This window comes from Nocardia sp. NPDC051911 (genome assembly GCF_040681035.1).
GTDB classification, from domain to species: domain Bacteria; phylum Actinomycetota; class Actinomycetes; order Mycobacteriales; family Mycobacteriaceae; genus Nocardia; species Nocardia sichangensis.
The window spans coordinates 206,966-230,516 of sequence record NZ_JBFAXY010000012.1; the positions used below are offsets into that span (position 1 = coordinate 206,966).

The 23,551-nt window shown below is 68.5% G+C and carries 22 protein-coding genes; 15 read left to right on the plus strand and 7 right to left on the minus strand.

From position 1 onward, the window contains the following. Nucleotides 1–25 precede the first annotated feature (25 nt). Complete coding sequence (locus AB0L97_RS17765; protein ID WP_355078313.1) at nt 26–1,276, minus strand: serine hydrolase domain-containing protein; 1,251 nt, start codon at nt 1,274–1,276, stop codon at nt 26–28. Nucleotides 1,277–1,389: 113 nt separating this feature from the next. Next, nucleotides 1,390–3,129, minus strand: coding sequence for a malto-oligosyltrehalose trehalohydrolase (gene treZ / locus AB0L97_RS17770; protein WP_364430567.1), 1,740 nt, complete (start codon nt 3,127–3,129; stop codon nt 1,390–1,392). 227 nt (nt 3,130–3,356) lie between these two features. Here treZ and AB0L97_RS17775 point away from each other — a divergent pair, with 227 nt between their 5' ends. Then, nucleotides 3,357–3,974 (plus strand): class I SAM-dependent methyltransferase, encoded by a 618-nt coding sequence (locus tag AB0L97_RS17775; RefSeq protein WP_364430570.1) that lies wholly within the window; start codon nt 3,357–3,359, stop codon nt 3,972–3,974. Nucleotides 3,975–3,978: 4 nt separating this feature from the next. On the opposite strand, the gene AB0L97_RS17780 is transcribed toward AB0L97_RS17775, so the two are convergent. Next, nucleotides 3,979–4,380, minus strand: a complete 402-nt coding sequence (locus tag AB0L97_RS17780) for a hypothetical protein (protein WP_355078316.1) — start codon at nt 4,378–4,380, stop codon at nt 3,979–3,981. Nucleotides 4,381–4,536: 156 nt separating this feature from the next. On the opposite strand from AB0L97_RS17780, the gene AB0L97_RS17785 reads away from it, so the two are divergent. Both AB0L97_RS17785 and AB0L97_RS17790 read left to right on the plus strand, forming a co-directional pair. Beyond that, a complete protein-coding gene (locus AB0L97_RS17785; protein ID WP_364430574.1) occupies nt 4,537–5,109 on the plus strand; it encodes a TetR/AcrR family transcriptional regulator in 573 nt (190 codons plus the stop codon). A 73-nt stretch (nt 5,110–5,182) separates the two neighbouring features. Then, nucleotides 5,183–6,379 (plus strand): Cmx/CmrA family chloramphenicol efflux MFS transporter, encoded by a 1,197-nt coding sequence (locus AB0L97_RS17790; protein ID WP_364430577.1) that lies wholly within the window; start codon nt 5,183–5,185, stop codon nt 6,377–6,379. 77 nt (nt 6,380–6,456) lie between these two features. On the opposite strand, the gene AB0L97_RS17795 is transcribed toward AB0L97_RS17790, so the two are convergent. After that, the gene (locus AB0L97_RS17795; RefSeq protein WP_364430580.1) at nt 6,457–6,666 is read right to left on the minus strand and encodes a DUF397 domain-containing protein; all 210 of its coding nucleotides are present in this window, start codon (nt 6,664–6,666) and stop codon (nt 6,457–6,459) included. Then, entirely contained in the window at nt 6,663–7,556 is an 894-nt protein-coding gene (locus AB0L97_RS17800) for a helix-turn-helix transcriptional regulator (RefSeq protein ID WP_364430583.1), read from the minus strand. Before AB0L97_RS17800 ends, AB0L97_RS17795 begins: the two co-directional genes overlap by 4 nt. Nucleotides 7,557–7,717: 161 nt before the next feature. Between AB0L97_RS17800 and AB0L97_RS17805 the strand changes: the two genes are divergently transcribed. The 3 genes from AB0L97_RS17805 (at nt 7,718) to AB0L97_RS17815 (ending at nt 8,993) form a co-directional block, all read left to right on the plus strand. Beyond that, nucleotides 7,718–7,969: a hypothetical protein gene (locus tag AB0L97_RS17805; protein WP_364430586.1), complete on the plus strand. Its 252-nt coding sequence runs from the start codon at nt 7,718–7,720 to the stop codon at nt 7,967–7,969. A gap of 117 nt (nt 7,970–8,086) precedes the next feature. After that, nucleotides 8,087–8,443: a hypothetical protein gene (locus tag AB0L97_RS17810; protein WP_364430589.1), complete on the plus strand. Its 357-nt coding sequence runs from the start codon at nt 8,087–8,089 to the stop codon at nt 8,441–8,443. Between the two features lie 349 nt (nt 8,444–8,792). Continuing rightward, nucleotides 8,793–8,993, plus strand: a complete 201-nt coding sequence (locus tag AB0L97_RS17815; protein WP_364430592.1) for a hypothetical protein — start codon at nt 8,793–8,795, stop codon at nt 8,991–8,993. A gap of 309 nt (nt 8,994–9,302) precedes the next feature. Here the strand turns inward: AB0L97_RS17815 and AB0L97_RS17820 are convergent, their stop codons facing one another. Beyond that, nucleotides 9,303–9,764 (minus strand): MarR family transcriptional regulator, encoded by a 462-nt coding sequence (locus tag AB0L97_RS17820; protein ID WP_355078324.1) that lies wholly within the window; start codon nt 9,762–9,764, stop codon nt 9,303–9,305. Nucleotides 9,765–9,849: 85 nt separating this feature from the next. Here AB0L97_RS17820 and AB0L97_RS17825 point away from each other — a divergent pair, with 85 nt between their 5' ends. Continuing rightward, nucleotides 9,850–10,173 (plus strand): rhodanese-like domain-containing protein, encoded by a 324-nt coding sequence (locus tag AB0L97_RS17825; RefSeq protein WP_364430596.1) that lies wholly within the window; start codon nt 9,850–9,852, stop codon nt 10,171–10,173. A 285-nt stretch (nt 10,174–10,458) separates the two neighbouring features. Beyond that, nucleotides 10,459–11,628 carry an epoxide hydrolase family protein gene (locus AB0L97_RS17830; RefSeq protein ID WP_364430599.1) on the plus strand — a complete coding sequence of 390 codons (1,170 nt, stop codon included), beginning with the start codon at nt 10,459–10,461 and terminating at the stop codon, nt 11,626–11,628. A 325-nt stretch (nt 11,629–11,953) separates the two neighbouring features. On the opposite strand, the gene dnaE is transcribed toward AB0L97_RS17830, so the two are convergent. Then, nucleotides 11,954–15,502 (minus strand): DNA polymerase III subunit alpha, encoded by a 3,549-nt coding sequence (gene dnaE, locus AB0L97_RS17835; RefSeq protein WP_364430602.1) that lies wholly within the window; start codon nt 15,500–15,502, stop codon nt 11,954–11,956. Nucleotides 15,503–15,982: 480 nt separating this feature from the next. On the opposite strand from dnaE, the gene AB0L97_RS17840 reads away from it, so the two are divergent. The 7 genes from AB0L97_RS17840 to AB0L97_RS17870 form a co-directional block, all read left to right on the plus strand. Further along, entirely contained in the window at nt 15,983–17,179 is a 1,197-nt protein-coding gene (locus tag AB0L97_RS17840) for a histidine kinase (RefSeq protein WP_356967695.1), read from the plus strand. Nucleotides 17,180–17,572: 393 nt separating this feature from the next. Beyond that, complete coding sequence (locus AB0L97_RS17845; protein ID WP_364430606.1) at nt 17,573–18,370, plus strand: LytTR family DNA-binding domain-containing protein; 798 nt, start codon at nt 17,573–17,575, stop codon at nt 18,368–18,370. After that, nucleotides 18,367–18,732 (plus strand): hypothetical protein, encoded by a 366-nt coding sequence (locus AB0L97_RS17850; protein ID WP_364430609.1) that lies wholly within the window; start codon nt 18,367–18,369, stop codon nt 18,730–18,732. Before AB0L97_RS17845 ends, AB0L97_RS17850 begins: the two co-directional genes overlap by 4 nt. 139 nt (nt 18,733–18,871) lie before the next feature. Beyond that, the gene (locus AB0L97_RS17855) at nt 18,872–20,626 is read left to right on the plus strand and encodes a cation acetate symporter (protein ID WP_364430612.1); all 1,755 of its coding nucleotides are present in this window, start codon (nt 18,872–18,874) and stop codon (nt 20,624–20,626) included. A 153-nt stretch (nt 20,627–20,779) separates the two neighbouring features. Then, on the plus strand, nt 20,780–21,136 hold the full coding sequence (locus tag AB0L97_RS17860; RefSeq protein ID WP_355078337.1) for a DUF485 domain-containing protein: 357 nt from the start codon (nt 20,780–20,782) through the stop codon (nt 21,134–21,136). Further along, nucleotides 21,133–22,770, plus strand: a complete 1,638-nt coding sequence (locus tag AB0L97_RS17865) for a cation acetate symporter (protein WP_355078338.1) — start codon at nt 21,133–21,135, stop codon at nt 22,768–22,770. Before AB0L97_RS17860 ends, AB0L97_RS17865 begins: the two co-directional genes overlap by 4 nt. A gap of 51 nt (nt 22,771–22,821) precedes the next feature. After that, nucleotides 22,822–23,551, plus strand: a 730-nt coding sequence (locus tag AB0L97_RS17870) for an AMP-binding protein (protein ID WP_364430616.1), incomplete at its 3' end; no start/stop codon positions are given.

The following is a 23,551-nucleotide window of genomic DNA, read 5'->3' on the forward strand; positions in this document are numbered from 1 at the left end:
GTCTGCGCAGCCGAAACTCGACGCGTCACGCGGCCTTGGGCGTCTGCGCGGCCGGGATCCGGCGGCGGGACGAACGCAGGCAGTTCAGCATGAGCGGCAGCAACCAGAACGCCGCCGACTGGTCGTAGCTGAGCTGCGCGACGGAGAGCCGGTTGTGCACGAAGCCGACCGACAGGCCCAGCCGAGGTTCGGCCCAGCCGAAGGAGCCGCCGAGGCCGATGTGCCCGAACCCGGCGTGGGCGCCCGGCATCGGCAGCGAGTGGTAGCCCAGACGCCACATCATCGGCAGGTAGAACAGCGCGCGATCGGGCTGGTAGGTCTCGACGCGGCGCAGCGCCTTCATGGTGCGGCGGCCGAGGTACCTGTGGTCGGCCACGGTGCCGTCGCCCGCGAGCGCGCCGTACATCGTGGCCAGTGCCGGCGCGGTGGCCACACCGTTGCCCGCACCGAGTTCGGTGTCCAGGATCGGCGGGCTGACGCCCTCGAGGATGCCTTCCAGACCGGGCAGGAACAGGCAGCGGGTGGCGGCACCCAGCGCGCCGGGAATCCGGTGGCTACGGCCGAGAACCGCGGCGCCGAGCGGCTTTCCGAGCGCACTCAGCTGGGTGCCCGCCAGCGGGGCGTAGGTGATCGGCGCACCGGCGGGCGGCCTGCCCAGGTGCAGCCCCTCGATGCCGAGCGGCTCGGCGACCTCGGTGCGGATCAGCTCGGCCAGGCCGGTGCCGGTGATCGCGCGCGTCAAGCCTCCGACCAGCCAGCCGAAGGTGAGCGCGTGGTAGGTGGGAACGCCGAGCAGGCGGTCGGGCTTGGCCGCGGCCAGGCGCTGTTCCATGAGTTCGTGGTCCAGCACGTCGGCCAGGCCGCCGGTGGCGATCGGGGCCAGCGCGGACAGTCCCGCCCGGTGGGTGAGCAGATGACGAATGGTGATCTTGTGCTTGCCGTTGGCGCCGAACTCCGGCCAGTACTCCGCGACCGGAGCGGAGTAATCGAGCAACCCGCGGTCGGCGAGACGGTGCACGACGGTGGCCGCGATCCCCTTGGTGGCCGAGAAGATGATCGTGCCGGTGTCCCTGGTCCACGGAACGTCACCGCCGGAGCCGACCCAGATGTCCACCAGCGGCTCTCCGTGCCGGTGCAGCGTGAACGCCGCCCCCGCGCCCCGGCGATTGCCGAACGCCCGTGCGAAAGCGCGCACGAACGGTGCGAATTCGGCGGCAGCGCTGCCACCCATCCCCGGGGGAAGAACCGCAAAGTCCCCGGAAGCGACGTTGCTCATCTCTCCACGGTAATGGCATGGGACGATTCCGGCAAAGTACCTGTCTCGGACAGTTGTACGCCCGTTACCGGGCGAGTGCCCGAAAGGCCGCCGCGAGCTGGGGTTCCACGCGCTCAGCGCGGGCCGGGCGGCGCCGTCTCCAGCAGGGTGAACGAGTGGCCGGGAACGGTTGTGGCGGAACGGCCGATCGTCGGGGATTCCCAGGACAGCAGCGGAAGGCCCGCGATCGGCACCGCGACCTGGTCCTCGCCGAGGTTGCACACCAGGGCCAGTGTGCCCCGGCGCACGACGATCCACCGCGCGGACTCGTCGTAGTCCACCGAAACGTGGGTCAACCAGGGATCGCTGAGCTCCGCACGAGCGCGGCGCAGGGCGAGCAGGGCGCGATAGCACGACAGCAGCCGGGCGTGGCCCGGCTCGTCGGCTTCCGTCCAATCGAGTTTGGAGCGCAGGAACGTTTTCACATCCTGCGGGTCGGGCACCTCGCCCTCGGGCCAGCCGTGCTGGGCGAACTCCTTCTTGCGCCCGGATGCGGTGGCGGCGGCGACATCCGGGTCGGTGTGCGAGGTGAAGAACTGGAACGGTGTGCGGGCGCCCCACTCCTCCCCCATGAACAGCATCGGCGTGAACGGTCCGCACAGCACCAGGGCGGCCTTGATCGCGAGCTGGCCGTCGGTGAGATAGGCGCTCGGGCGCTCGCCAAGCGCCCGGTTGCCGATCTGGTCGTGATCGCAGGTGTAGGCCAGCAGCGCGCTGCCCGGGATCAGGCTGCGATCGATCGGGCGGCCGTGCGTGCGGCCACGGAAACTGGAATACGTTGCGGCGTGGAAGAACCCGTGCTTCAACGTGTGGGCCAGGCAGCGCAAGGAACCGAAGTCCGCGTAATAGCCCTGCCGCTCACCGGAGACCGCGGTGTGCACGGCGTGGTGCAGGTCGTCGTTCCACTGCGCGGTCAGGCCGTAGCCGCCCGCCGCGCGCGGGGTGATCAGCTTCGGATCGTTGAGATCGCTCTCCGCGATGAGCGTCAGCGGCCTGCGGACATGGGTGGCCAGGCGCTCGGTCGCGACGGCGAGTTCGGCCAGCAGGTGGGTGGCGGTGCGGTCGACCAGGGCGTGCACCGCGTCCAAGCGCAGCGCGTCGATGTGGAAATCGCGCAGCCAGCGCACCGCGTTGTCGATGACGTACCCGCGCACGTGATCGGACTGCGGGCCGTCGAGATTGAGGCTCTGCCCCCAGGTGTTGCGGCCCTCGGTCAGGTAGGGCGCGAAGCGCGGCAGGTAGTTCCCGGACGGGCCGAGGTGGTTGTAGACGACGTCGAGGCAGACCGCGAGCCCGCGGGCATGACAGGCGTTCACGAACCGTTGCAGGCCGTCGGGCCCGCCGTAGCTCTCCTGCACCGCGTACCAGAGCACGCCGTCGTAGCCCCAGTTGTGCGGGCCGTCGAAGGCGTTCACCGGCATCACTTCGACCACGGTGACGCCCAGCCCGACCAGGTGGTCGAGCCGTTCGATCGCGGCGTCGAAGGTGCCTTCCGGGGTGAAGGTCCCGATGTGCAGTTCGTAGTAGACCGCCCCGGCCTGCGGCCGACCGGTCCACGCCGCATCGGTCCACCCCGCCGGATCGAGGGTGTGCAGCGCCGAGCGGGCGTGCACGCCGTCGGGCTGGCGCGGCGAGCGGGGATCGGGCAGCACGGTCGGATCGTCGTCGAGCAGGAAGCCGTACCTGGCGCCCTTCGCGGCGGGCACGTCGGCGCGCCACCACCCATCCGGCGACCGCGTCATCGAATGGACGACACCCTCCAGATCCAGTCGCACCGACTCCGGCCGCGGTGCCCAGACTTCGAACACAGTCACCGCGCCAGCATCCCACGGGCACGCCCGGTCCGCCCGATACGGACACCAGTCCCAGGCGCAGCGGCGCGTACGGTCCCGGCTTCCTGACCGGCTGGCCGGAGCCGCCTCCTCGGTCCCGTGCAGCCACTGGGGCCGGGTCGAGCAGAGGACCGCGAAGGCGCGCAAATCTGTCGGGCTGGGGTTGTGTAGCCCTGGCCGCAATGGGCGATGCCTGTCAGAGTGAAGACGTGGGTGCCTATGCCGAGTATGTGCTGCCGCGGATCGTCAACCGGTCCTGCGGGTTGCGGGAGTTGGCTCCGCTGCGCGAGCGGGTGTGTGCCGGACTGCACGGACAGGTCGTGGAACTCGGTTTCGGTTCGGGACTGAACGTCCCGTTCTACCCGGCGGGGGTCGCGTCGGTGCGCGCGGTCGAGCCCGCCGATCTCGGCTGGCGGCTGGCGAGCGAACGCGTCGCCGCCGCCACCGTGCCGGTCGAGCGGGCCGGGCTGGACGGGCAGGCGCTGCCCTTCCCGGACGACGCCTTCGACTGCGCGCTGTCGACCTGGACGATGTGCACCATCCCCGACATCGCCGCCGCGCTCACCGAGGTGCGCCGGGTGCTCGTCCCCGGCGGGACCTTGCATTTCGTCGAGCATGGGCTTGCGCCCGACGAGAAGGTGCGGGCGTGGCAGAACCGGCTGAACCCGGTCCAGAAACGACTGTTCGGCGGCTGCCACCTCAACCGCGACATTCGCGGCCTGGTGACAGACGCCGGTTTCGAGATCCGCGACGCCGAGTCGTTCTACGGGGAGCACGCTCCCCGCTTCCTGGTCGCCCAGACGCTCGGTGTCGCGGTGTCGCCCTGAGGACTCAGACGATGCGCACCGACAAGGTGTAGGTCGCGTTGCCCCGGCTCGGCGCTACCGAGATCGTGTAGTAACCGTTCTGCGGCAAGGTGATCCGGCTCCCGGTCTCCTCGGCGCACAGCACTCGTCCGTCCGGGGCGGTGGCGCTGAACCGCGCGTTGCCCTCGACCGAGGTGAGTTCGGTGGTCAGGGTCTGCCCCGCCCGCGCCTCGAGCACGTAGGTGTCGGCGTCGCCGCGCACGACCGCTCCGCCGACCGACGCGTGATCGCTTCCCGGCGCGAACTCGATCAGCTCGACCGCGCCCGCGTTCGCGGCGCCCGCGCCGACCGTCGCGACGGCGAACGCGGGCACGAACAGCGTGACGCCGAGAACGAGCAGGCGCAGGGTGCGCAGGATGGCTTGCATGATGATCCTCGTTTCCTGGAGTGGACTCGCTCAGAACTATCCGCGAGCCCGCCTATCGGACGCTTAACAGCCGCTTGGACTCCGGAACAACGCTGGCCAGAAGGCCCTTCGAAGTATATTGGAACGAGCTGTTCAAAACTGTGCTAGCGTAAACCCATGCCACGACCCAGAACCTTCGACGAGGACCGCGCGGTGGACGCGGCGATGCACGCGTTCTGGCGCGCGGGATACGAGGCGACCTCCACCGAAGACCTCTGCGCAGCGACCGGCCTTGGCCGCAGCAGCATCTACAACACCTTCACCAGCAAGCGGGACCTGTTCGGCCGCGCCCTGCGCCGCTACATGACAGCCAAGAACGCGGCGACGTTCGACCTGCTCGACAGCGAGACTGGGGTGCGCGGCAAGATCCGCGCCCTGCTGTGGCAGATCGTCGAGGCCCCCGAGGAAGACCCGCTCGGCTGCCTCGTGGTCAACTCGACGATCGAACTGGCCCCGCGCGACCCCGAACTGGCCGCCGTTCTCGCCACCGATTACCAGCGACGACTCGCCGTGCTGACGGACGTGTTCGAGACGGCCAGGCGCGCCGGTGAGATCGCGCCGGACAAACAACCGACCGCCTTGGCGCACTTCGTGATCGCCACGATCGGAGGGATGCGGGTGGCCGCACGCGGCGGCGCGGACCGCGAGACGCTCGCCGCCATCGCGACCACCGCCCTCGACGCCCTCTGAGACTTGTCGGCTTCGGCGACGCCCTTGCCGCGCCCTAATTTTGGATAGATCAGTACAAAATAAGGAGGTACCGATGCCCGTGGCGATCTACGTCCTGGGTCTGTCGATCTTCGCCCAGGGCACCTCGGAGCTGATGCTCGCGGGCCTGCTCACCGAGATGGCCGCAGACCTGGGCGTCTCCGTGCCGCGCGCGGGCCTGCTCATCTCGGGCTTCGCACTGGGCATGCTGGTGGGCGCGCCGGTGCTGGCGGTGGCGACACTGCGGTGGTCGCGGCGCACCGCACTGCTCGCCTTCCTCGCGGTGTTCGTCGGCACTCACGTCGTCGGAGCGCTCACCTCGGAGTACTGGGTGCTGTTCGCCACGCGGGTCGTCGGCGCGTTCGTCTACGCCGGGTTCTGGGCGGTTGCCGCGACAACGGCGATCGGTCTCGTCCCGGCCACGGCGCGCGGCAAGGCGATGAGCATCGTCGCGGGCGGGCTCACTTTGGCCATCATCATCGGGCTTCCGGCGGGCACCGTGATCGGACAACAGCTCGGCTGGCGCGCGGCGTTCTGGGCGGTCGCGCTGCTGTCGGCGGCGGCCGGGATCGGCGTGCTGGCGAAGATCCCCGGCGGACGGACCGACGCGCCGCTACGCCTGAGCACCGAACTGCGCACGATGATGCGCCCCGCGCTCTGGCTTTCCTATGCCACCACCGCGCTCGCGATCGCCGCCCTGATGGTCACCTTCGCCTACCTCGGCGCTCTGCTGTCCCGCACCACCGGCATGGCGGACGGCTGGATTCCGGCGGTACTCGGCATCTACGGACTCGGCGCGTTCCTCGGCATCGTCATCGGTGGGCGCACCGCCGACAATCACCCGCTGACCAGCCTGTACGTCGGCATTACCGGCGGCGTGCTCACCTCGGCGCTACTCGCCCTCACGATGGAGCACATCGCCCCCGTCGTACTGCTGTCGTTCCTTTTGGGCGCCTTCGGTTTCGGCATCAACCCGACCCTGAACAGCCGCGTCTTCACCCTCGCGGGCAACGCGCCCACCCTGGCGGGAGCCACCAACATCTCCTCGTTCAACGTAGGCATCACCGCAGGTCCCTGGCTCGGCGGCCTGGCCATCAGCGCGGGCCTCGACTACCCGGCGGTCGCCTGGATCGGCGTGATTCTCGGCCTCGCCGCCCTCACCGTCGTCGCTTGCAGCCACGCGCTGCACCGCAAGGAGGTTTCACGCGCGTCGGTCGACACACCTGCCCCGACCCTGGCGGAGGTGAACTGATAGCTCCGTCAGCGGCCCTGGCCCGACCATGCGTTGCTCGGGTGCGGGGCCGCTGTTGTTCGCGGTGGGAATCCACTTCAAGCCGATCGGTCGAACTCCCCGTCACGGATGCCGGAGGCAAAGACATCCCACTGGCCCGGCGCGAAGATCAGCGCCGGGCCGGTTGGGTTCTTCGAATCGCGAACACCGACATGCCCTGCCTCGAGCCAAGCAACTTCGACACATTCGTGTGCCGAAGTGCTACGCGATGACTTGAGCCACTGTGCGTTATCTAGGCCGATGGTCACTGTTCGTATCTCCTTGCCATCTGCCTGAGCAGATCTCTCGACGTTTTCTCCTCGAGCGCGGCGCGCTGAAGGGCCTCGTGAATCTCGCGATATCGTTTCACATCAATACTGTCCTCGAAAAACATCGATCCTGTGAAGGTTTCGGCGTAGACCACAGGTGGCTCCGTCCCAAACTCTCGGCTGCTCAACGGAAAGTTGAGGATGATGTACGGCTGGACCGGGCCCTCATCCACCGGAAAACCAGCCGAGAACGGCAGTATTCGCAACGTAACATTGGGCAGCGTGCTCATGTCAGCCATATGTCGCGCTTGCGCAGACATGACCGCATTCGATCCCACGATCGTATGCAGAACACTCTCGTGCACAACGAAATCGGCTGCGACCGGGCTGTACTTCCGGGTCAGAATCGCCGCTCGACGCAATCGCAGCAGCACACGACGTTCGAGTTCTTCTTGCGTGTCATCCGCGTAATACGGCCGCTCGATACACCTCGCGTAGTCAGCCACTTGCAGCAAGCCGGGAATAATCATCGACTGGTAGACCGACAGATCTGATACGCCGGATTCGAGCCCGAGATATGTTTTGAATACAGGCGCAATCAGGTGATGCGATGCGTGCCACCACCCCTTTGTAGCGGTTTGCTGTGCAAGGGTTTTCAGCTCCTCGATCCGCTCCGAGCCGAGTCCGTACAACTTACCGAACGCCTCCACGTCGCGCAGCTTGACCTTGTCGTTCTGCCCCTTCTCGATTCTGCCGACCGAAGTCTTGCCCATCTCCATGAGCTGGGCAGCTCGCTCGAGCGTGAACCCGGCACCTTCGCGCGCCTCCCGCAGCGCCCGGCCGAGCTGCCGACGCGGCAGTGTCGAACCAGGCTGATCGTCCTTCCCCATCGCTCCCCTTTTCCCTGCTCGGTCCGAAACGGCCCAAACGTCGGTCCGTTTCGGACGTCTGACTACCTGTGGACCGGTCCGGGCTCTGGGCGGATGGCCGACTTCTTCGGACCGTCCGCTTTAGCCGTTTGAATGCTGTTCGCGTGCTGCAACATAGGCGCATGGCCCAGCAACATGGAAGCCTCTCCGCCGCGCAAGTCCGAATCCTGCGGGTGCTGAGCTACGGAGGGATGCTCACCGCATATCAGATCAAAGTGTCGGCCAGTCTCACCGAATGGAAGACCCGCCAAGCCCTGGCGAACCTCGTCAGCCAAGAACTCATCGTGACCGGGCCCCAAATCAACCGTTACGAAATCACCCACCACGGCCGAAACACCCTGGCGACGCAAGCACCCGTCAACCACCAGCCGTGACGGCCCCGAGATTCAAGATCAGCGGCACATGATGGAGAGCCCACTCGCGAAATGCCGCAGCCATGTGCCACTCGTGACATCACCAGCCCGGGTGGGCAGGAAGGGATAGGAAAGATCGTGCGTAATCAGAAGGAAGGCAGCGGGGTGGTCGCGCCGCCGAGAATCTGCGGCTCGGCTGATGTCGAGTTGGCGCACCGGCTTATGCGGCGGCACCGGGGATGCCGGGTCGATCGGTGCGCGTGGAAGTGGGTCGCCTTCTACACCTTGGTACGGCGCGGCCGGATCGTGCCACAGGAGTCGAGCCCGCGTGAACGTGCTCACCGGCGCGGTATCGCGTTTCCCACCGACCACACCGGCCACCTGCCACACGCCGACACCGCGCCGGAACTCTGGACGTTCCAGCAGGTTCTGGACGGATTGCACGAGCTCGCCGAGGACCTGCGCACCGGTTCCGGCGACGGCTGCCAGCGGTGAGCCGGGTGGGGATATGGGCCCTGCTGTCGAGCATCGTGACGGTATTCGCGGGATGTGGCGCTGTGCTGCTCGGCGTCGGGTGCGTGTGGCCGACCGATCAGCCGCGCCGATTCGCTCCTCGGCGCAAACCGACTCGCTCGCAGAGTCATTCGCGCCCGGTCCGGTGGCCGGAAGCGTGGACATGCGCCGCACCCGCCCAGCCGCTGACCGTCGCCGCAGCACACCACGCCATGCAGTTACACCGCGATCACGACTGCGCCAGAAAGCGCGCCGCATTCGCCGCGTTGGTCGCCGCCGGGCGCATCACGCCGGATTCCGCACGACAACACCGCCCATGGAGCAATCCCTCATGAATCGAACCGCAGCGGCCGCACCGGATCCGAACTCCGAGCGATTCCGCGACCTCACCGACCGCGCCACGCGAGCGGGCTACTTCCTGGTGCGCGATCCGGTGTCACCGCACGACTGGAAGCTGCTGGACGCCGAAAACGGTGACGACGTCATCTCCGCCGCGAATCTGGAGCAGATCGAGCAGTGGCTCCATTCCTGACCGCGCACGACCCGCCGCGTCGACCCGGGCTGGGTAGCGCCTCGAAGTCGCCGCCAACGCAGCGGCCGGTGCGCACAGCACCTCGATGCCACCGGTGTGCGCTCCCAGCCGCGCCGCGGCCTGTGGCATTCGAGCCGTTCTGCCTCGGCGAGGCCCTGGGCGGCCACTGCGCGAGGCCCGATGGCGTCGGCTAGGGATTGATCGAGGGCTTCGAGCGCCGGTCAGCCGATCGGGCGTCAGCGCCGGGCGGCAGCAGCACAGAAGCAGGACCGCGCGCAGCGTCAGCGCGAGACGGCGGCGACCGGATCGCTAACGCTTCGGATCGGACAGGTCGGCTGGGCCCAGCGCCTTGCGTAGCGCCCCGGCCAGAGCTCGGAGTTCGTCCGGGCTGAGGCCGCTGAACCGGCGTTCGATCCCGGCCAGATAGTGCGGAGCCGCCTCCCGCAGCCGCTGCCGACCAGCCTCGGTGATGCTCACGAACGCTGAACGCCCGTCGTCCGGATTGGGCTCACGGCGCACCAAGCCGTGCGACTCCAGTTCGCCGACCAGGCGACTCACCCGCGTCCTGCTCAGCACGACCCGTTCGCCGAGATCGCTCACCCGCAGCCCCTGCGGTCCGTCGAGTTCCAGAAGGACGTCGTACCAGGTCAGTGGCAGCGCGGTGGCGCGACGTAGTTCCGCGTCCAGCTCCGGCACCAGCTTGGCGTGTACCTGAAGCAGCGCGGACCACGCGCGGACGGCCGGGTGGGAACGGCTCACGGAATTCGGCACGAATCGAAGCATACCAGTTGCGTGCACACGCACACATATAATAGCGTGCGCACGCACATAAATTTCCCCTGAAGGAGGCACTGCCATGACCGAACTGATCACGCGCCAGGAACTCGCCGAGCAGATCGAGGCGGGTTCGGTGACCGTCATCGACGCGCTCGGCGCCGAGTACTACGCCAAAGCGCATCTTCCCGGCGCGCTCAACCTGGTCGAAGCCGACGCGGAAACCAAAGCCCCGCAACTCCTTCCGGCAAAGGACGCCGCGATCGTCACCTACTGCTCGAATGCCGCCTGCGCCAACAGCCAGCACGTGGCCACCAAGCTGGAGGCACTCGGCTACACCAACGTCCGGAAGTACCGTGAAGGCATCCAGGATTGGACCGATGCCGGACTTCCGGTCGAGAGCTGAACGCATCCGAGGGTGTCCGGCGGACGGATCCTTTCGGGCCGCCGGGCATCCGGTAGTCGGACCGCACGGATGGAACGCGGGCCTGACCGAGCGTAGAGCCGGACCGCGCTGCCGAGGGGTGGCTGGACAATGGACGAGGGTCGGTTCCATTGCCGCCGAGTTCATGTGGTGATCCGCTCGGATGCGGATTCCCCGCACCGGAGGCGTCGGGATCGAACTCCGTTACCTGGGCCTGGCGCGCCGACTGGTGAAAACCGTTCAACCGGCAGAGCAGAGAGAACAACCATGACCGACCGCGTTCGTCCCTACCGGATCGATATCCCCGAGGCTGATCTGCGTGACCTGCGCGAACGGCTCCGTCGCACCCGGTGGCCGGAGCGTGAGCCGGTCACGGACTGGTCCCAAGGTGTGCCGCTGTCGTATCTGCGAGAGTTGTGCCGGTACTGGGCCGACGAATACGACTGGTCGGCCACCGAAGCGCGGCTGAACCGAATTCCGCAGATCGTCACCGAGATCGACAGCGTGCCGATACACGCGCTCCACGTTCGTTCTCCGTATCCGGAAGCCGTCCCGCTCGTCCTCACTCACGGCTGGCCCGGCTCGTTCCTGGAGTTCGAGCAAGTCCTCGGCCCGCTCACCGATCCGGCAGCGCACGGCGGCGATCCCGCCGACGCGTTCCACGTCGTCGCGCCGTCCCTGCCGGGCTACGGTTTCAGCGGTCGTCCCACCGAGCCGGGCTGGGGCATCCACCGCATCGCACATGCCTGGGCCGAGTTGACGACCCGGCTCGGCTACGAGAAGTTCATAGCCGCAGGCAGCGACTGGGGCAGCAGCATCTCCACCAGCATCGCGTTGCAGCAACCGCACAGACTGCTGGGCCTGCACCTCATCCCACCGCTGGCCGCACCCGAGCACAACGAAGCGCACCTCACCGAGGCCGAACGGCGGGCCCTCAGCGATCTCGAGGAACGCACCCGCACCGGATCCGCCTACTCGGCGGTCCACGCCACGCGCCCGCAAACTCTGGGTTATGGGTTACTGGACTCACCGGCCGCGCTGTGCGCGTGGATCATGGAAAAGGTCTGGACCTGGAGCGACCACGAAGATGACCTCGACACCGTCTTGGACCGCGACCGGGTATTGGACAACGTGATGCTCTACTGGGTGACCGCGACCGGCGCTTCCTCCACTCGCCTCTACTGGGAGAGCATCACCGAAGTCACCGAGTGGTTCACCACCGCGGTCGGCGACCAGATCACAGTGCCGACCGCCGGCAGCGTGTTCCCCGCCGAGGTGCCCCGCCCGTCACAGCGCTGGGCAGCCAAGCGCTTCACCAACATCGTGCACTGGGGACAGCCCGCGCGCGGTGGTCATTTCGCCGCGTGGGAACAACCAGAACTGTTCGTCGCCGAGGCCCGCGCCGCTCGACGAGCTTGCCTTGCCGCTCAACGGTGATCGCTCACAGCGGGAGCGGTGACCATTCGCCCTGACGGGTGCCGTTCCGTCTCCACGCCGCGGCGAAGCGCCCGTGAGGCCGGCACGCGGCCGATCGGCGATACAGGCGGCTGATCGCGGCCGGGCTGGATCCGGCGGGGTCCGTGGTGTCGGCGCATCAGCGACACTGTTGCTTTCGGATTGCGGCGACACCGCCGCCGTCGGGTCGATCGCACCGGCCCCACGCCGCCCGACGACGGCGCGAGCGGGCCGGCATCGCTGCGGGTCACACAACCGCCGGACAGCCCGACCGCCGACCCGAACCCGACCGTGCGGAATCCGCCGATCAGCCGGCCAGGCAGCCCGGGCCGAGCAGCGCCTTGAGGTCACCCATCAGCGCCGACGACGGTGAGACGCGCAGGCGCTCATCGAGTTTCAGCAGTGTGGTCTTGTCTCGTGCGCCGACGTGCCGGATATGGACATCCGACGTGCCGGGGTGCCTGGACAAGACTCGCTTGAGTTCGCCGATCTTGTCCGGTGTGCACATGCGGGTGGTGACGGTGACCGCGAGCGGCTTGGCCACGCCGACGGCGGAGAGGTCGGGCACGGCGAGATCATTGGCGATCAACGAGATTCGGTCGTCGCGGACCGAGACGCGCGCCTTGACCAGCACCACGGCGTCCTCGACGACGTCCATCCCGTACACCGAGTACGACTGCGGGAAGAACAGCACCTCGATGCCACCGGTGAGGTCTTCCAGCTGCGCCGAGGCCCAGGCCAGACCGTTCTTGTTGATGCGCCGGTTCACCGAGGCCAGGATGCCGCCGACGGTCACCTGAGTGCCGTCCTTGATGTCGCCTTCCAGGATGGCGGGAATCTGCGTGTCGGCCTGCGCGGCGAGCACGTGCTCGACGCCGTTGAGCGGATGCCCGGATACGTACAGCCCGAGCATCTCCCGCTCCAGCGCGAGCCGGTGCTTGGACTCCCACTCGTCCTCGGGCACCTTCACGTTGAACACCGAGGTCACCGACTCGTCCGCGTCCAAGCCGCCGAACAGGTCGAATTGACCCATCGCTTCGGCCTTCTTGGTGGCCATCACGGCATCGATGGCGTCCGAGTGGATCAGCATCAGACCCTTGCGCGGATGCCCGAGGGAGTCGAAACCGCCCGCCTTGATGAGCGATTCGGTGACCTTCTTGCTCGCGGCGATCGCGTCGATCTTGTTCAGGTAGTCGGAGAAGTCGGTGAACTTCGACTTCTCCTTGCGCGCCTGGATGATCGAGGCGACGACGTTCGCGCCGACGTTGCGCACCGCGCCGAGACCGAAGCGGATGTCCTTGCCGACCGAGGCGAAGTTCTGCTCGGACTCGTTGACGTCCGGCGGCAGCACGGTGATGCCGAGACGGCGGCAGTCGGACAGGTAGACCGCGGCCTTGTCCTTGTCGTCACCGACGGAGGTGAGCAGGCCCGCCATGTACTCGGCCGGATAGTTGGCCTTGAGGTAGGCGGTCCAGAACGAGACGAGGCCGTAGCCCGCGGCGTGCGACTTGTTGAACGCGTAGCCGGCGAACGGAAGGATGGTGTCCCACAGCGCCTTCACCGCGGCCTCGGAGAAGCCGTTGGCGGTCATGCCCTCGTGGAAGCCCTTGTATTCGGCCTCGAGCACCTCGAGCTTCTTCTTACCCATGGCCTTGCGCAGCGCGTCGGCCTTGCCCATCGAGTAGGAGGCGACCTTCTGCGCGATGAACATGATCTGCTCTTGGTAGACGATCAGGCCGTAGGTCTCGGCGAGGATGTCCTTGAGCGGCTCCTCCAGCTCCGGATGGATCGGCTTGATCGGCTGCCGCCCGTTCTTGCGGTCGGCGTAGTCGTTGTGCGCGTTCATGCCCATCGGGCCGGGCCGGTACAGCGCGAGCACGGCGACGATGTCGTTGAAGCCGGTCGGCTGCATGCGGCGCAGCAGGTCGCGCATGGGGCCGCCGTCGAGCTGGAAGACGCCGAGCGTGTCACCGCGCGAGAGCAATTCGTAGGTCGCGGGATCGTCCAGCGGCAGGTTGTCCATGTCCAGGTCGATGCCGCGGTTGGCTTTGATGTTGTCCAGCGCGTCACCGATGACGGTGAGGTTGCGCAGGCCGAGGAAGTCCATCTTCAGCAGGCCGATGGCCTCGCAGGACGGGTAGTCCCAGCCGGTGATGATCGCCCCGTCCTGGGGCCGCTTCCACACCGGGATCGCGTCCATCAACGGCTCGGAGGACATGATCACCGCGCAGGCGTGCACACCGGCGTTGCGGATCAGGCCCTCCAGACCGCGCGCGGTCTCGTAGATCTTGGCCACATCCGGGTTGCTGCCGATGAGCTCGCGGACCTCGGCTGCCTCCTTGTACCGCTCGTGATCGGGGTCCATGATGCCCGACAGCGGGATGTCCTTGGCCATGATCGGCGGCGGCAGCGCCTTGGAGATCTGGTCGGCGATGGCGAAACCGGGCTGGCCGAACTGGACGCGCGCGGAGTCCTTGATCGCGGCTTTGGTTTTAATCGTGCCGAAGGTGATCACCTGGGCGACGCGGTCGGTGCCCCACTTCTCGGTGGCGTAGCGGACCATCTCACCGCGGCGGCGATCGTCGAAGTCGATATCGATATCGGGCGCGGACGGACGCTCCGGGTTCAGGAACCGCTCGAACAGCAGGCCGTGCGGCAGCGGGTCGATATTGGTGATGCCGAGCGCGTAGGCCACCAGCGAACCGGCCGCCGAACCACGGCCGGGACCGACCCGGATGCCGACCTCCCGCGCGTGCTTGACGAGGTCGCCGACGACGAGGAAGTAGGCGGGGAAGCCCTTCTGCTTGATGACGTCGAGTTCGAAGTAGGCGCGGGTGTAGTACTCCTCGGGCACGCCGCTGGGGAACCGCCGCGCCAGGCCTCGGTCGACCTCTTTGCGCAACCAGGAATCCTGGTCCTCGCCCTCGGGTACCGGGAAGACCGGCATGCGGTCCTTGAAGGCCCACACGTCGTCGTAGGACTGGACCCGCTCGCCGATCAGCATCGTGTTGTCGCACGCGCCGGGCACCTCGGCTTCCCAGAGCGCGCGCATCTCCTCGGCGGACTTCAGGTAGTAGCCGTCACCGTCGAATTTGAACCGGGTGGGGTCCGACAGCGTCTTGCCGGTCTGCACACACAGCAACGCCTCGTGGTTGCTCGACTGGTCCTTGGTGACGTAGTGGCAGTCGTTCGTGGCCAGCGGCGGAATGCCCAGCTGCTTGCCGACGTTCAGCAACCCCTCACGCACCCGGCGCTCGATGGACAGGCCGTGGTCCATGACCTCGAGGAAGAAATTGTCCTTGCCGAAGATCTCCTGCCACTTCGCGGCGGCCTCCAGCGCCTCACGGTCGTGGCCGAGACGCAGACGGGTCTGCACCTCGCCGGAGGGGCAGCCGGTCGTGGCGATGATGCCCTCGGCGTACTGGGCGATGATCTCCGCGTCCATGCGCGCCCACTTGCCGAGCTGGCCCTCGATGGAGGCCAGCGAGGAGAGCTTGAACAGGTTGCGCAGGCCGGTCGCGTTCTCGGCGACCATGGTCATGTGCGTGTAGGCGCCGGAGCCGGAGACGTCGTCGCCCTTCTGGCTCGGATCGCCCCACTGCACGCGCTTGGTGTCGAACCGCGAGGCGGGCGCGATGTAGGCCTCGATGCCGATGATCGGCTTGATGTCGTGCTTCTTGGCCGAGTTGTAGAACTCCGAGGCGCCGTACATGTTGCCGTGGTCGGTCATCCCGACCGCGTTCATCCCCAGCCGTTTCGCCTCCGTGAACAGTGGCGAGATCTTCGCCGCCCCATCGAGCATGGAGTACTCGGTGTGGTTGTGCAGATGGACGAACGATCCGGACGAGGCGGCCAAGACGGTCCTTCCTCCCAAGGTCTCGACGGGGGTTGGCTGGACCGATTCTAGGCGGGCGCACCGACTGGTTCGGAACGGCTCGCGGGCGCTCCTCGGGCACCCGGCGTGTCGGTGGGGAAGATCACCGGCGCGTCCTGGCGACTCGCCGTCTGAGCGGCCGATTTCCGCGAGTGTCGCGATCGTGCCGAATGCCGGAACACCCCGATGACTCGGCCCGTTCGGCCGACCGCCGTCTCGATCGCCTGGCGCGAGCGCCCGCGCTCGGTGGCCCGCCCCGTATTCACGCCCACGGCCGCCACCATGCCGCACACGATCTCCCGGCAAGCGGCACTGCGCCCCCGTTGCCGGAATCGGCCCGTTCGCGCAGGCACTGTCTGGATCGGATGCGCACCCGCGTCCGCACCACATGGCCGCCACCTGCCGCACGCGATCGGAGCACCGCGATAATCGGCCCATGAAGTCCCCGCGCCGCTGCCCGCCATGACCACCGCGCTGGCCGTCGTGGCCGCGGCCGCGTTGATCGCCGGTGCGTTGCTGATCTGGTCGCGCACCCGCAGAGTGGTGACCACCCCCGCCGAGCGGGCGGTGCATTCGGCGCTGCACACCGCGTCGCTGGCGGCGGTTCCGCTGCGGCGCGGGCTGACCGAGGAGTCCGCGCGGGAAGCCGCGCCCCATCTGCGCGCGCTCACCGGCGCCGAGGCGCTGGCGCTGGCCGACGCCGACGGCACGGTGCTCGCCTGGGACGGGCCGCACGCCGAACTGGCCGAGTACTTCGGCGAAGCCGCCGAACGCGCCGTCGCGGGCGAGCGTCCGGTGCTCGTGGCCGGACCCGGCCGCGGCGAACACGCCGGGCGCACGCTGATCGCGCAACCGTTGCTGATCGAATCGAACGGCGTGGCCGGTGTGCTGGGCGTCGTGAATACCGGGCAGCCGGGGCCGGGGCGGCTGGGTGCGGTCGCCGAAGTGGCGCGGTACGCCTGCGGGCAGCTCGAATTGGCCGAACTGGACGCGTCGCGGGCCCGGCTGGACCGGGCCGAGGTGCGCGCGCTGCGGGCGCAGATCAGCCCGCACTTCATCTACAACGCGCTGAACACCATCGCCTCGTTCGTCCGCACCGATCCGGCGCGGGCCCGCGAGCTGATCCTCGAGTTCGCCGACTTCACCCGCTACTCCTTCCGCGCCGCGGGCGAGTTCACGGTGCTGTCGGACGAGCTGCGCAACATCGAGCGCTACCTCGCGTTGGAACGCGCCCGCTTCGGCGACGCCCTCCAGGTCCGGCTGCGGATCGCGCCCGAGGTGCTCGGCGTGGTCCTCCCCTTCCTCGCGCTCCAGCCGCTGGTGGAGAACGCGGTGCGGCACGGACTGGCGGGCGCCGCCCACGGCGGCACCGTCAGCATCGTCGCCACCGACGCGGGCACCGACTGTGTGATCAGCGTCGAGGACGACGGCGTCGGCATGGACCCGGATCTCTTGCGCTCCGGCGCGCTGGACGCCGTCGACACCGGGACCGGCCCCGCGGGCTCCGGGGAGGCCGCGCACGTCGGACTGGCCAACGTCGACGACCGATTGCGCGCGGCCTTCGGCGACGACTACGGCTTGGTCGTGGAGACCGCGCCGGGCGCGGGCACGAAGGTCAGCCTGCGGGTTCCCAAATTCCGCGCGGGCATCCGGCCGTGAAACCGGCGCGCGACGCGCCCTAAGCAGGACAGCTCGCGCCCACAACGCACATCGGGCCCGCACCAGCTCGTCGGTTCGGCCGCTGACCGCTGCGGCCAGGAATTCCTCCAACAACGCGAATCGGTGTCGATCGCCATGCTCACGCTCATGGAACGCTCACCGCCAAGGAACGCGTGGTGTACGTACTGCGTGAGGCCTTCGGCTACCCGCACCCACGAAACCGGCACACGCAACGCCCGGACGCAGGCACGAGACCACCCATGCAACGCCCAGAAGCACGGGCCCGTGCCCACCAGGCATCCCGGCTCGAACGCGGACGCACACGAGTAGGCAGCCTCACGCCGACGGCACCGGCTCGGCTGCCCAGCGCGAGCCCCTTACGATGGAGCGATTGTGACCCGCGTTACCGGCAAGCCGGCGGGCGCGCTGCGCGTGCTCGCCGTGGACGACGAGAAGCCCGCTCTGGACGAGCTGGTGTATCTGCTGCGCGCACGGGCCGAGATCGGGGAGATCCACGCGGCGGGCGATGCCACCAGCGCGTTGCGGGTGCTGCGCGCTCATCCCGTGGACGCGGTGTTTTTGGACATCAACATGCCCGGCCTGGACGGTATGGAGCTGGCGGGCATCCTGTCGGAGTTCGCCAATTCGCCCGCCGTGGTGTTCGTGACCGCCCACGACGACCGGGCGATCGCCGCATTCGATCTGGGCGCGGTGGACTACCTGCTCAAGCCGCTGCGCGAAGCGCGGCTCGCCGAGGCGGTGCGGCGGATCGCGGCGTCCCGCAGCGCGCCGCACCGGCCTGCCGCCGACGAGCGCGCCGATCCGAGCGAGGTCATCCCGGTGGAACTGGGCGGAGTGACCACGCTGGTACCGAGGTCGAGCGTGAGTTGGGTGGAAGCCGACGGGGATTACGCGCGGCTGCACACGAGCGCCGGATCGCATCTGGTGCGGATCCCGTTGTCGGCATTGGAAGCACGCTGGCACGACGCGGGATTCCTGCGGGTGCACCGCTCGTATCTGGTGGCGTTGCGGCTGGTCACCGGGCTGCGCACGATAGGTTCCGGCACGGTGGTGTGCCTGCGGGCCGAGGGCGACGCGCAAGCGGTCGAACTGCCGGTGAGCCGAAGGCAGGTGCGTGAACTGAAACAGCGGCTGGTGCACAGGCCCCGGCAACACTGGGGCAATCAGTGACCGCGCCGCAGCGTCCGGCGCGCGAGCGCGTGGTGCTCTCCGAACGACGCGGCGCGCGGCGAGTGCGCACGAGAGTCGAGGTCGCCGAGCAGACGGAGTTCGGCGAGGCGCTCATCGGCGGCCTGATCCGCGCGCAACTCGGGCTCGCGCTGCGCGTGGGCCTGGTGACGATCGCGCTGCTGTGCGCGCTGCCCATACTGTTCGGCATCGGTTTGATCGGCTCGTTCACGGTGCTCGGCATCCGGCTGCCCTGGTTGCTGCTCGGCGGCGCGGTGTACCCGCTGCTGTTCCTGATCGGCCGGACCTACGTGCGCCTGGCCGAACGCAACGAACAGGACTTCCTCGAACTGGCCGAGGACTGACGGTGCGACCGGCCCGAATGCCTGCCGCGGCGCGGACCACGGTATCGATGCGCTCCGGTCCGACGGGCTTCGTTCGTCGCTCGGCGTATCGGTGCACCTGGTCCGAGAACACGCGCGCCGCGTTCGAGATCGGTATGTCATGACCTCCGCCACGGCCCCCGCGCTGACGGTCGCGGCGCTGATCCTCGCGGCCCTGGCGACCGTCGCGATCGGCGCGTACGGCGTGCGGCTCGCGCGCACCACCTCGGACTTCCTCGTCGCCTCCCGCAGCGTGGGGCCGCGCTGGAACGCGGCCGCGATCTCCGGCGAATACCTTTCGGCCGCCTCGTTTCTCGGGGTCGCCGGGTTGATCGCGAAATACGGCGCGGACGCGCTGTGGTACCCGGTCGGCTTCACCGCCGGATACCTGGCGCTGCTGCTGTTCGTCGCCGCGCCGCTGCGCCGCTCCGGCGCGTACACGGTGCCCGACTTCGCCGAATTCCGTTTGGGCTCGGTGCGTTTGCGCAGGCTCGCGGCCACCGTCGTGGTGCTCATCTGCGCGGTGTACCTGATCCCGCAATTCCAGGGAGCGGGACTCACGCTGCACATCCTGCTCGGGGTGCCGGACTGGGTGGGCGCGGTGGCGGTCGGCGCGATCGTGATCGCCAATGTGGTGGGTGGCGGGATGCGCTCGATCACCTTGGTCCAGGCGTTCCAGTATTGGTTGAAGCTGACCGCGGTGGCACTGCCCGCGCTGGTGCTGCTCGGGCACTTCCTCGCCGACCAACGGGAGCTCGGCGCGCCCGCACCGCCGGTGGTGTCCGAACGTACGACCGTCGACGTGACCACCGACGTGGTGGTGCGGGTCGGTGCACCGCAACAGGTTTCGATCACGGGAACCATCGACGAGCACGCCGTCGACGGCACGGTGCCGCTGACGCCCGGCACGCACGAACTGGCGGCGGGGACGCGATTGGTGCTCGAGGCCGGAGCGGCGGTGCCGGTGGTGGCCGGCGCCCCCGCCGACGGCGCGGGCTGGCTGACGCCGGGCGGCGGACTCGGCGGTCCGCATCCCAGCTACCAGGTCTATTCGCTGATCCTGGCGACCTTCCTCGGCACCATGGGCCTTCCGCACGTGCTGGTGCGCTTCTACACCAACCCCGACGGGCGGGCCGCGCGCACGACCGCGCTCGCGGTGATCGGCCTGGTCGGCCTCTTCTATCTGTTCCCCGTCCTACTGGGCGTTTTCGCCCGGCTGTACGTGCCGCAACTGCTGATCACCGGAACCTCCGACGCCGCGGTGGTGCTGCTGCCCGGGTCGGTGGTCGCGGGGCTGCCTGGTCAGCTGCTCGCGGCGCTGGCCGCGGCGGGCGCGATCGCCGCGTTCCTGTCCACCTCGTCGGGGCTGCTGGTGAGCATCGCGGGCGTGCTCAGCACCGACATGCTGCGCGGGCGCATCCGGGACTTCCGCACGGCCGCACTGGTCGCGGGCTCGGTACCGCTGGCGTTGTCGCTGACGGTGGTGTCGCTCGATCTGTCCCGCACCGTCGGCCTGGCCTTCGCCGTGGCCGCCTCCACGCTGTGCCCGCTGCTGGTCCTTGGCATCTGGTGGCGCGGGCTGACCGCGACGGGCGCGGCGGCCGGTCTGGTCGCGGGCGGGCTCGCGGCGGGCGCCGCGACCGCCGTCTCGGTCACCGGCGGCTTCTCCGACGACGTGGCGGGCGGCTGGCCCGCCGCGTTGCTGAGCTATCCCGCGGCGATCAGCGTGCCGCTGGCGTTCGCCACCATGGTGCTGGTGAGTTCGTTCACCCGTGGGCTCGGCGCGAGGACGGTGAGCCGGATCTTCGTCCGGATGCACGCGCCGGAGCGCTTGGGCATGGGCGCGGACCGCGAGCGCAGCCTGCGTTCGGACTGAGCGGGCTCGCGCCGACCGTTCGTCGCGCCGTACCGACCGCTCACCGCAGATTCGGACACCTTCGCGGAGTGACCCACACCACAGCCTACTGGTGGCCCCTATCCCTGGCTTACCGTCCTCGAGAAGTAAGCCACGTCACTTGGTAGGACCATCATGACCAGTACCGAACTCGACGACACCGCAGGGCGGCGAGCGCCGAGCGCAGCAGAATTCGCCGAAGTCCAGGCGAGCCCCCAATTCCAGGAACTGCGAACGCGATTGCGCCGCTTCGTATTTCCGATGACCGCGCTGTTCCTGCTCTGGTACCTCGGTTATGTCCTGCTCGGCGCCTACGCGCACGACTTCATGAGCCGCCCCGTCTTCGGCGAGATCAACGCCGGATTGCTGCTCGGCCTCGGCCAATTCGTCTCCACCTTCGCCATCACCGCGCTGTACGTCCGGTTCGCCAACCGGGAACTGGATCCGCGCGCAGCGAAAATCCGCGGCTACCTCGAGGGAGACCGGGCATGAACACCGTGCACACCTACGCCGCGGCGGCGACGGTCGGCAACCCGGTCGCCAATATCGCCATCTTCGGCGTCTTCGTCGCGATCACGATGATCGTGGTGATCCGCGCCAGCCGGAACAACGCCACCGCCGCCGACTACTTCACCGGCGGGCGCGGCTTCTCCGGTCCGCAGAACGGCGTCGCCATCGCGGGCGACTACCTCTCGGCCGCCAGCTTCCTCGGCATCGCGGGCGCCATCGCGGTCTACGGCTACGACGGATTCCTCTACTCGATCGGATTCCTGGTCGCCTGGCTGGTCGCGTTGCTGCTGGTCGCCGAGATGCTCCGCAACACCGGCAAATTCACCATGGCCGATGTGCTGAGCTTCCGGCTGAAGGAAGGCCCGGTGCGCACCGCCGCGGCATTGTCCACGCTGACGGTGTCGCTGTTCTACCTGCTCGCGCAGATGGCGGGCGCGGGCGGGCTGGTCGCGCTGCTGCTGGATGTCACCGACAAGACCGGGCAGTCCATCGTGATCGCCGTCGTCGGCGTGCTGATGATCGTGTACGTCCTGGTCGGCGGCATGAAGGGCACCACATGGGTGCAGATCATCAAGGCCGTGCTGCTGATCGTGGGCGCGGCGCTGATGACCGTCATGGTCTTCGCCAAGTTCGGTTTCGACTTCTCCGAGATCCTCGGCTCCGCGCAGAAAGCGGTCTCCGGTTCGGCGAACAAGGCCGTCGCCGCACGCGACGTGCTCGCACCCGGCGCGCAGTACGGCGGCAGCGAGACCTCGAAGCTCAACTTCCTCTCGCTGGGCCTGGCGTTGGTGCTCGGCACCGCGGGCCTGCCGCACGTGCTGATGCGCTTCTACACCGTGCCCACCGCCAAAGAGGCGCGACGCTCGGTGGTCTGGGCCATCGGCCTGATCGGCGCGTTCTACCTGTTCACCCTGGTCCTGGGCTACGGCGCGGCGGCGATCGTCGGGCCCGATCGCATCCTCGCGGCCGCGGGCGGGCAGAACTCGGCCGCGCCGCTGCTGGCCTTCGAACTCGGCGGCGTGGTGCTGCTCGGGGTGATCTCGGCGGTCGCCTTCGCCACCATCCTCGCGGTGGTCGCGGGCCTGACCATCACGGCGTCGGCGTCGTTCGCCCACGACATCTACGCGAATGTCATCAAGCGCGGGAAAGCCGGTGAGCGCGAACAGGTCCGGGTCTCCCGGATCACCGCCGTGGTGATCGGCATACTGGCCATCGCGCTGGGCATCCTGGCCAACGGCCAGAACGTCGCCTTCCTGGTGGCGCTGGCGTTCGCGGTCGCGGCGTCGGCGAACCTGCCGACCATCCTGTACTCGCTGTTCTGGCGGCGGTTCAACACCACCGGCGCGCTGTGGAGCATGTACGGCGGCCTGATCTCGACGATCGTGCTGATCGTGTTCTCCCCCGCGGTGTCCGGCAGCAAGACCGCCATGCTGCCCGGTTCGGACTTCGACTGGTTCCCGCTGTCCAACCCGGGCATCGTTTCCATCCCGCTCGCGTTCCTGCTCGGCATCATCGGCACCTTCGTGGGAGGCAAGACCGAGGACCCGGCCAAGGCCGCGGAGATGGAAGTCCGCTCGCTCACCGGCGTCGGCGCCGAGAAGGCGGTGGTGCACTGAGCACTGCCCGGCATTCCTCGTCCCCTCTGTTCTTTCGTTAGGAGATCTCGCGTGACCAGCGCAACCACCGATGACCGCGACACCACCGCCTACCCGCCCGCCGCGGAGTTCGCCGCCCAGGCGAACGCGAGCGAGGCGCTGTACGACCGGGCGCGGTCCGATCGGCTGGAGTTCTGGGCCGAACAGGCTCGCAGGCTGCACTGGGAGCAGCCGTGGACCCAGGTGCTGGACTGGAGCGGGGCTCCGGTGGCGAAATGGTTCGTCGGCGGAAAGCTCAACGTCGCCTACAACTGCGTGGACCGCCACGTCCTGGACGGACACGGCGACCAGGTCGCCATCCACTGGGAAGGCGAACCCGGCGACTCACGCGCCATCACCTACGAACAACTGCGGGACGAGGTCTGCCGGGCCGCCAACGCGTTCACCGAACTGGGCCTGGTCGCGGGCGACCGGGTGGCCATCTACATGCCGATGGTGCCCGAGGCCATCGTGTCCATGCTCGCCTGCGCTCGCCTCGGCCTGACCCACTCCGTCGTCTTCGCCGGATTCTCCCCCACCGCGTTGCGCCAGCGCGTCGACGACGCCGGGGCGCGCCTGGTGATCACCACCGACGGGCAGTGGCGGCGCGGCACGGCAGCGCCGCTCAAGGCCGGGGTGGACGAGGCATTGGGTGACGGGCCATCGACCGTCGAGCATGTGCTGGTGGTGCGCCGCACCGGCATCGAAGTCCCCTGGACCGAAGGCCGCGACCTGTGGTGGCACGACACCGTCACCACCGCCG

Bases quoted from the DNA above. Each gene is read 5' to 3' on its own strand.
- AB0L97_RS17865 (WP_355078338.1), top strand. From the start codon at position 21,133: ATGAACACCGTGCACACCTACGCCGCGGCGGCGACGGTCGGCAACCCG.
- AB0L97_RS17800 (WP_364430583.1), bottom strand. From the start codon at position 7,556: ATGGGGAAGGACGATCAGCCTGGTTCGACACTGCCGCGTCGGCAGCTC.
- AB0L97_RS17840 (WP_356967695.1), top strand. From the start codon at position 15,983: ATGACCACCGCGCTGGCCGTCGTGGCCGCGGCCGCGTTGATCGCCGGT.
- AB0L97_RS17780 (WP_355078316.1), bottom strand. From the start codon at position 4,380: ATGCAAGCCATCCTGCGCACCCTGCGCCTGCTCGTTCTCGGCGTCACG.
- AB0L97_RS17785 (WP_364430574.1), top strand. From the start codon at position 4,537: ATGCCACGACCCAGAACCTTCGACGAGGACCGCGCGGTGGACGCGGCG.
- AB0L97_RS17830 (WP_364430599.1), top strand. From the start codon at position 10,459: ATGACCGACCGCGTTCGTCCCTACCGGATCGATATCCCCGAGGCTGAT.
- AB0L97_RS17805 (WP_364430586.1), top strand. From the start codon at position 7,718: ATGGCCCAGCAACATGGAAGCCTCTCCGCCGCGCAAGTCCGAATCCTG.
- AB0L97_RS17790 (WP_364430577.1), top strand. From the start codon at position 5,183: ATGCCCGTGGCGATCTACGTCCTGGGTCTGTCGATCTTCGCCCAGGGC.
- AB0L97_RS17765 (WP_355078313.1), bottom strand. From the start codon at position 1,276: ATGAGCAACGTCGCTTCCGGGGACTTTGCGGTTCTTCCCCCGGGGATG.
- AB0L97_RS17860 (WP_355078337.1), top strand. From the start codon at position 20,780: ATGACCAGTACCGAACTCGACGACACCGCAGGGCGGCGAGCGCCGAGC.
- AB0L97_RS17855 (WP_364430612.1), top strand. From the start codon at position 18,872: ATGACCTCCGCCACGGCCCCCGCGCTGACGGTCGCGGCGCTGATCCTC.
- AB0L97_RS17825 (WP_364430596.1), top strand. From the start codon at position 9,850: ATGACCGAACTGATCACGCGCCAGGAACTCGCCGAGCAGATCGAGGCG.
- AB0L97_RS17815 (WP_364430592.1), top strand. From the start codon at position 8,793: ATGAATCGAACCGCAGCGGCCGCACCGGATCCGAACTCCGAGCGATTC.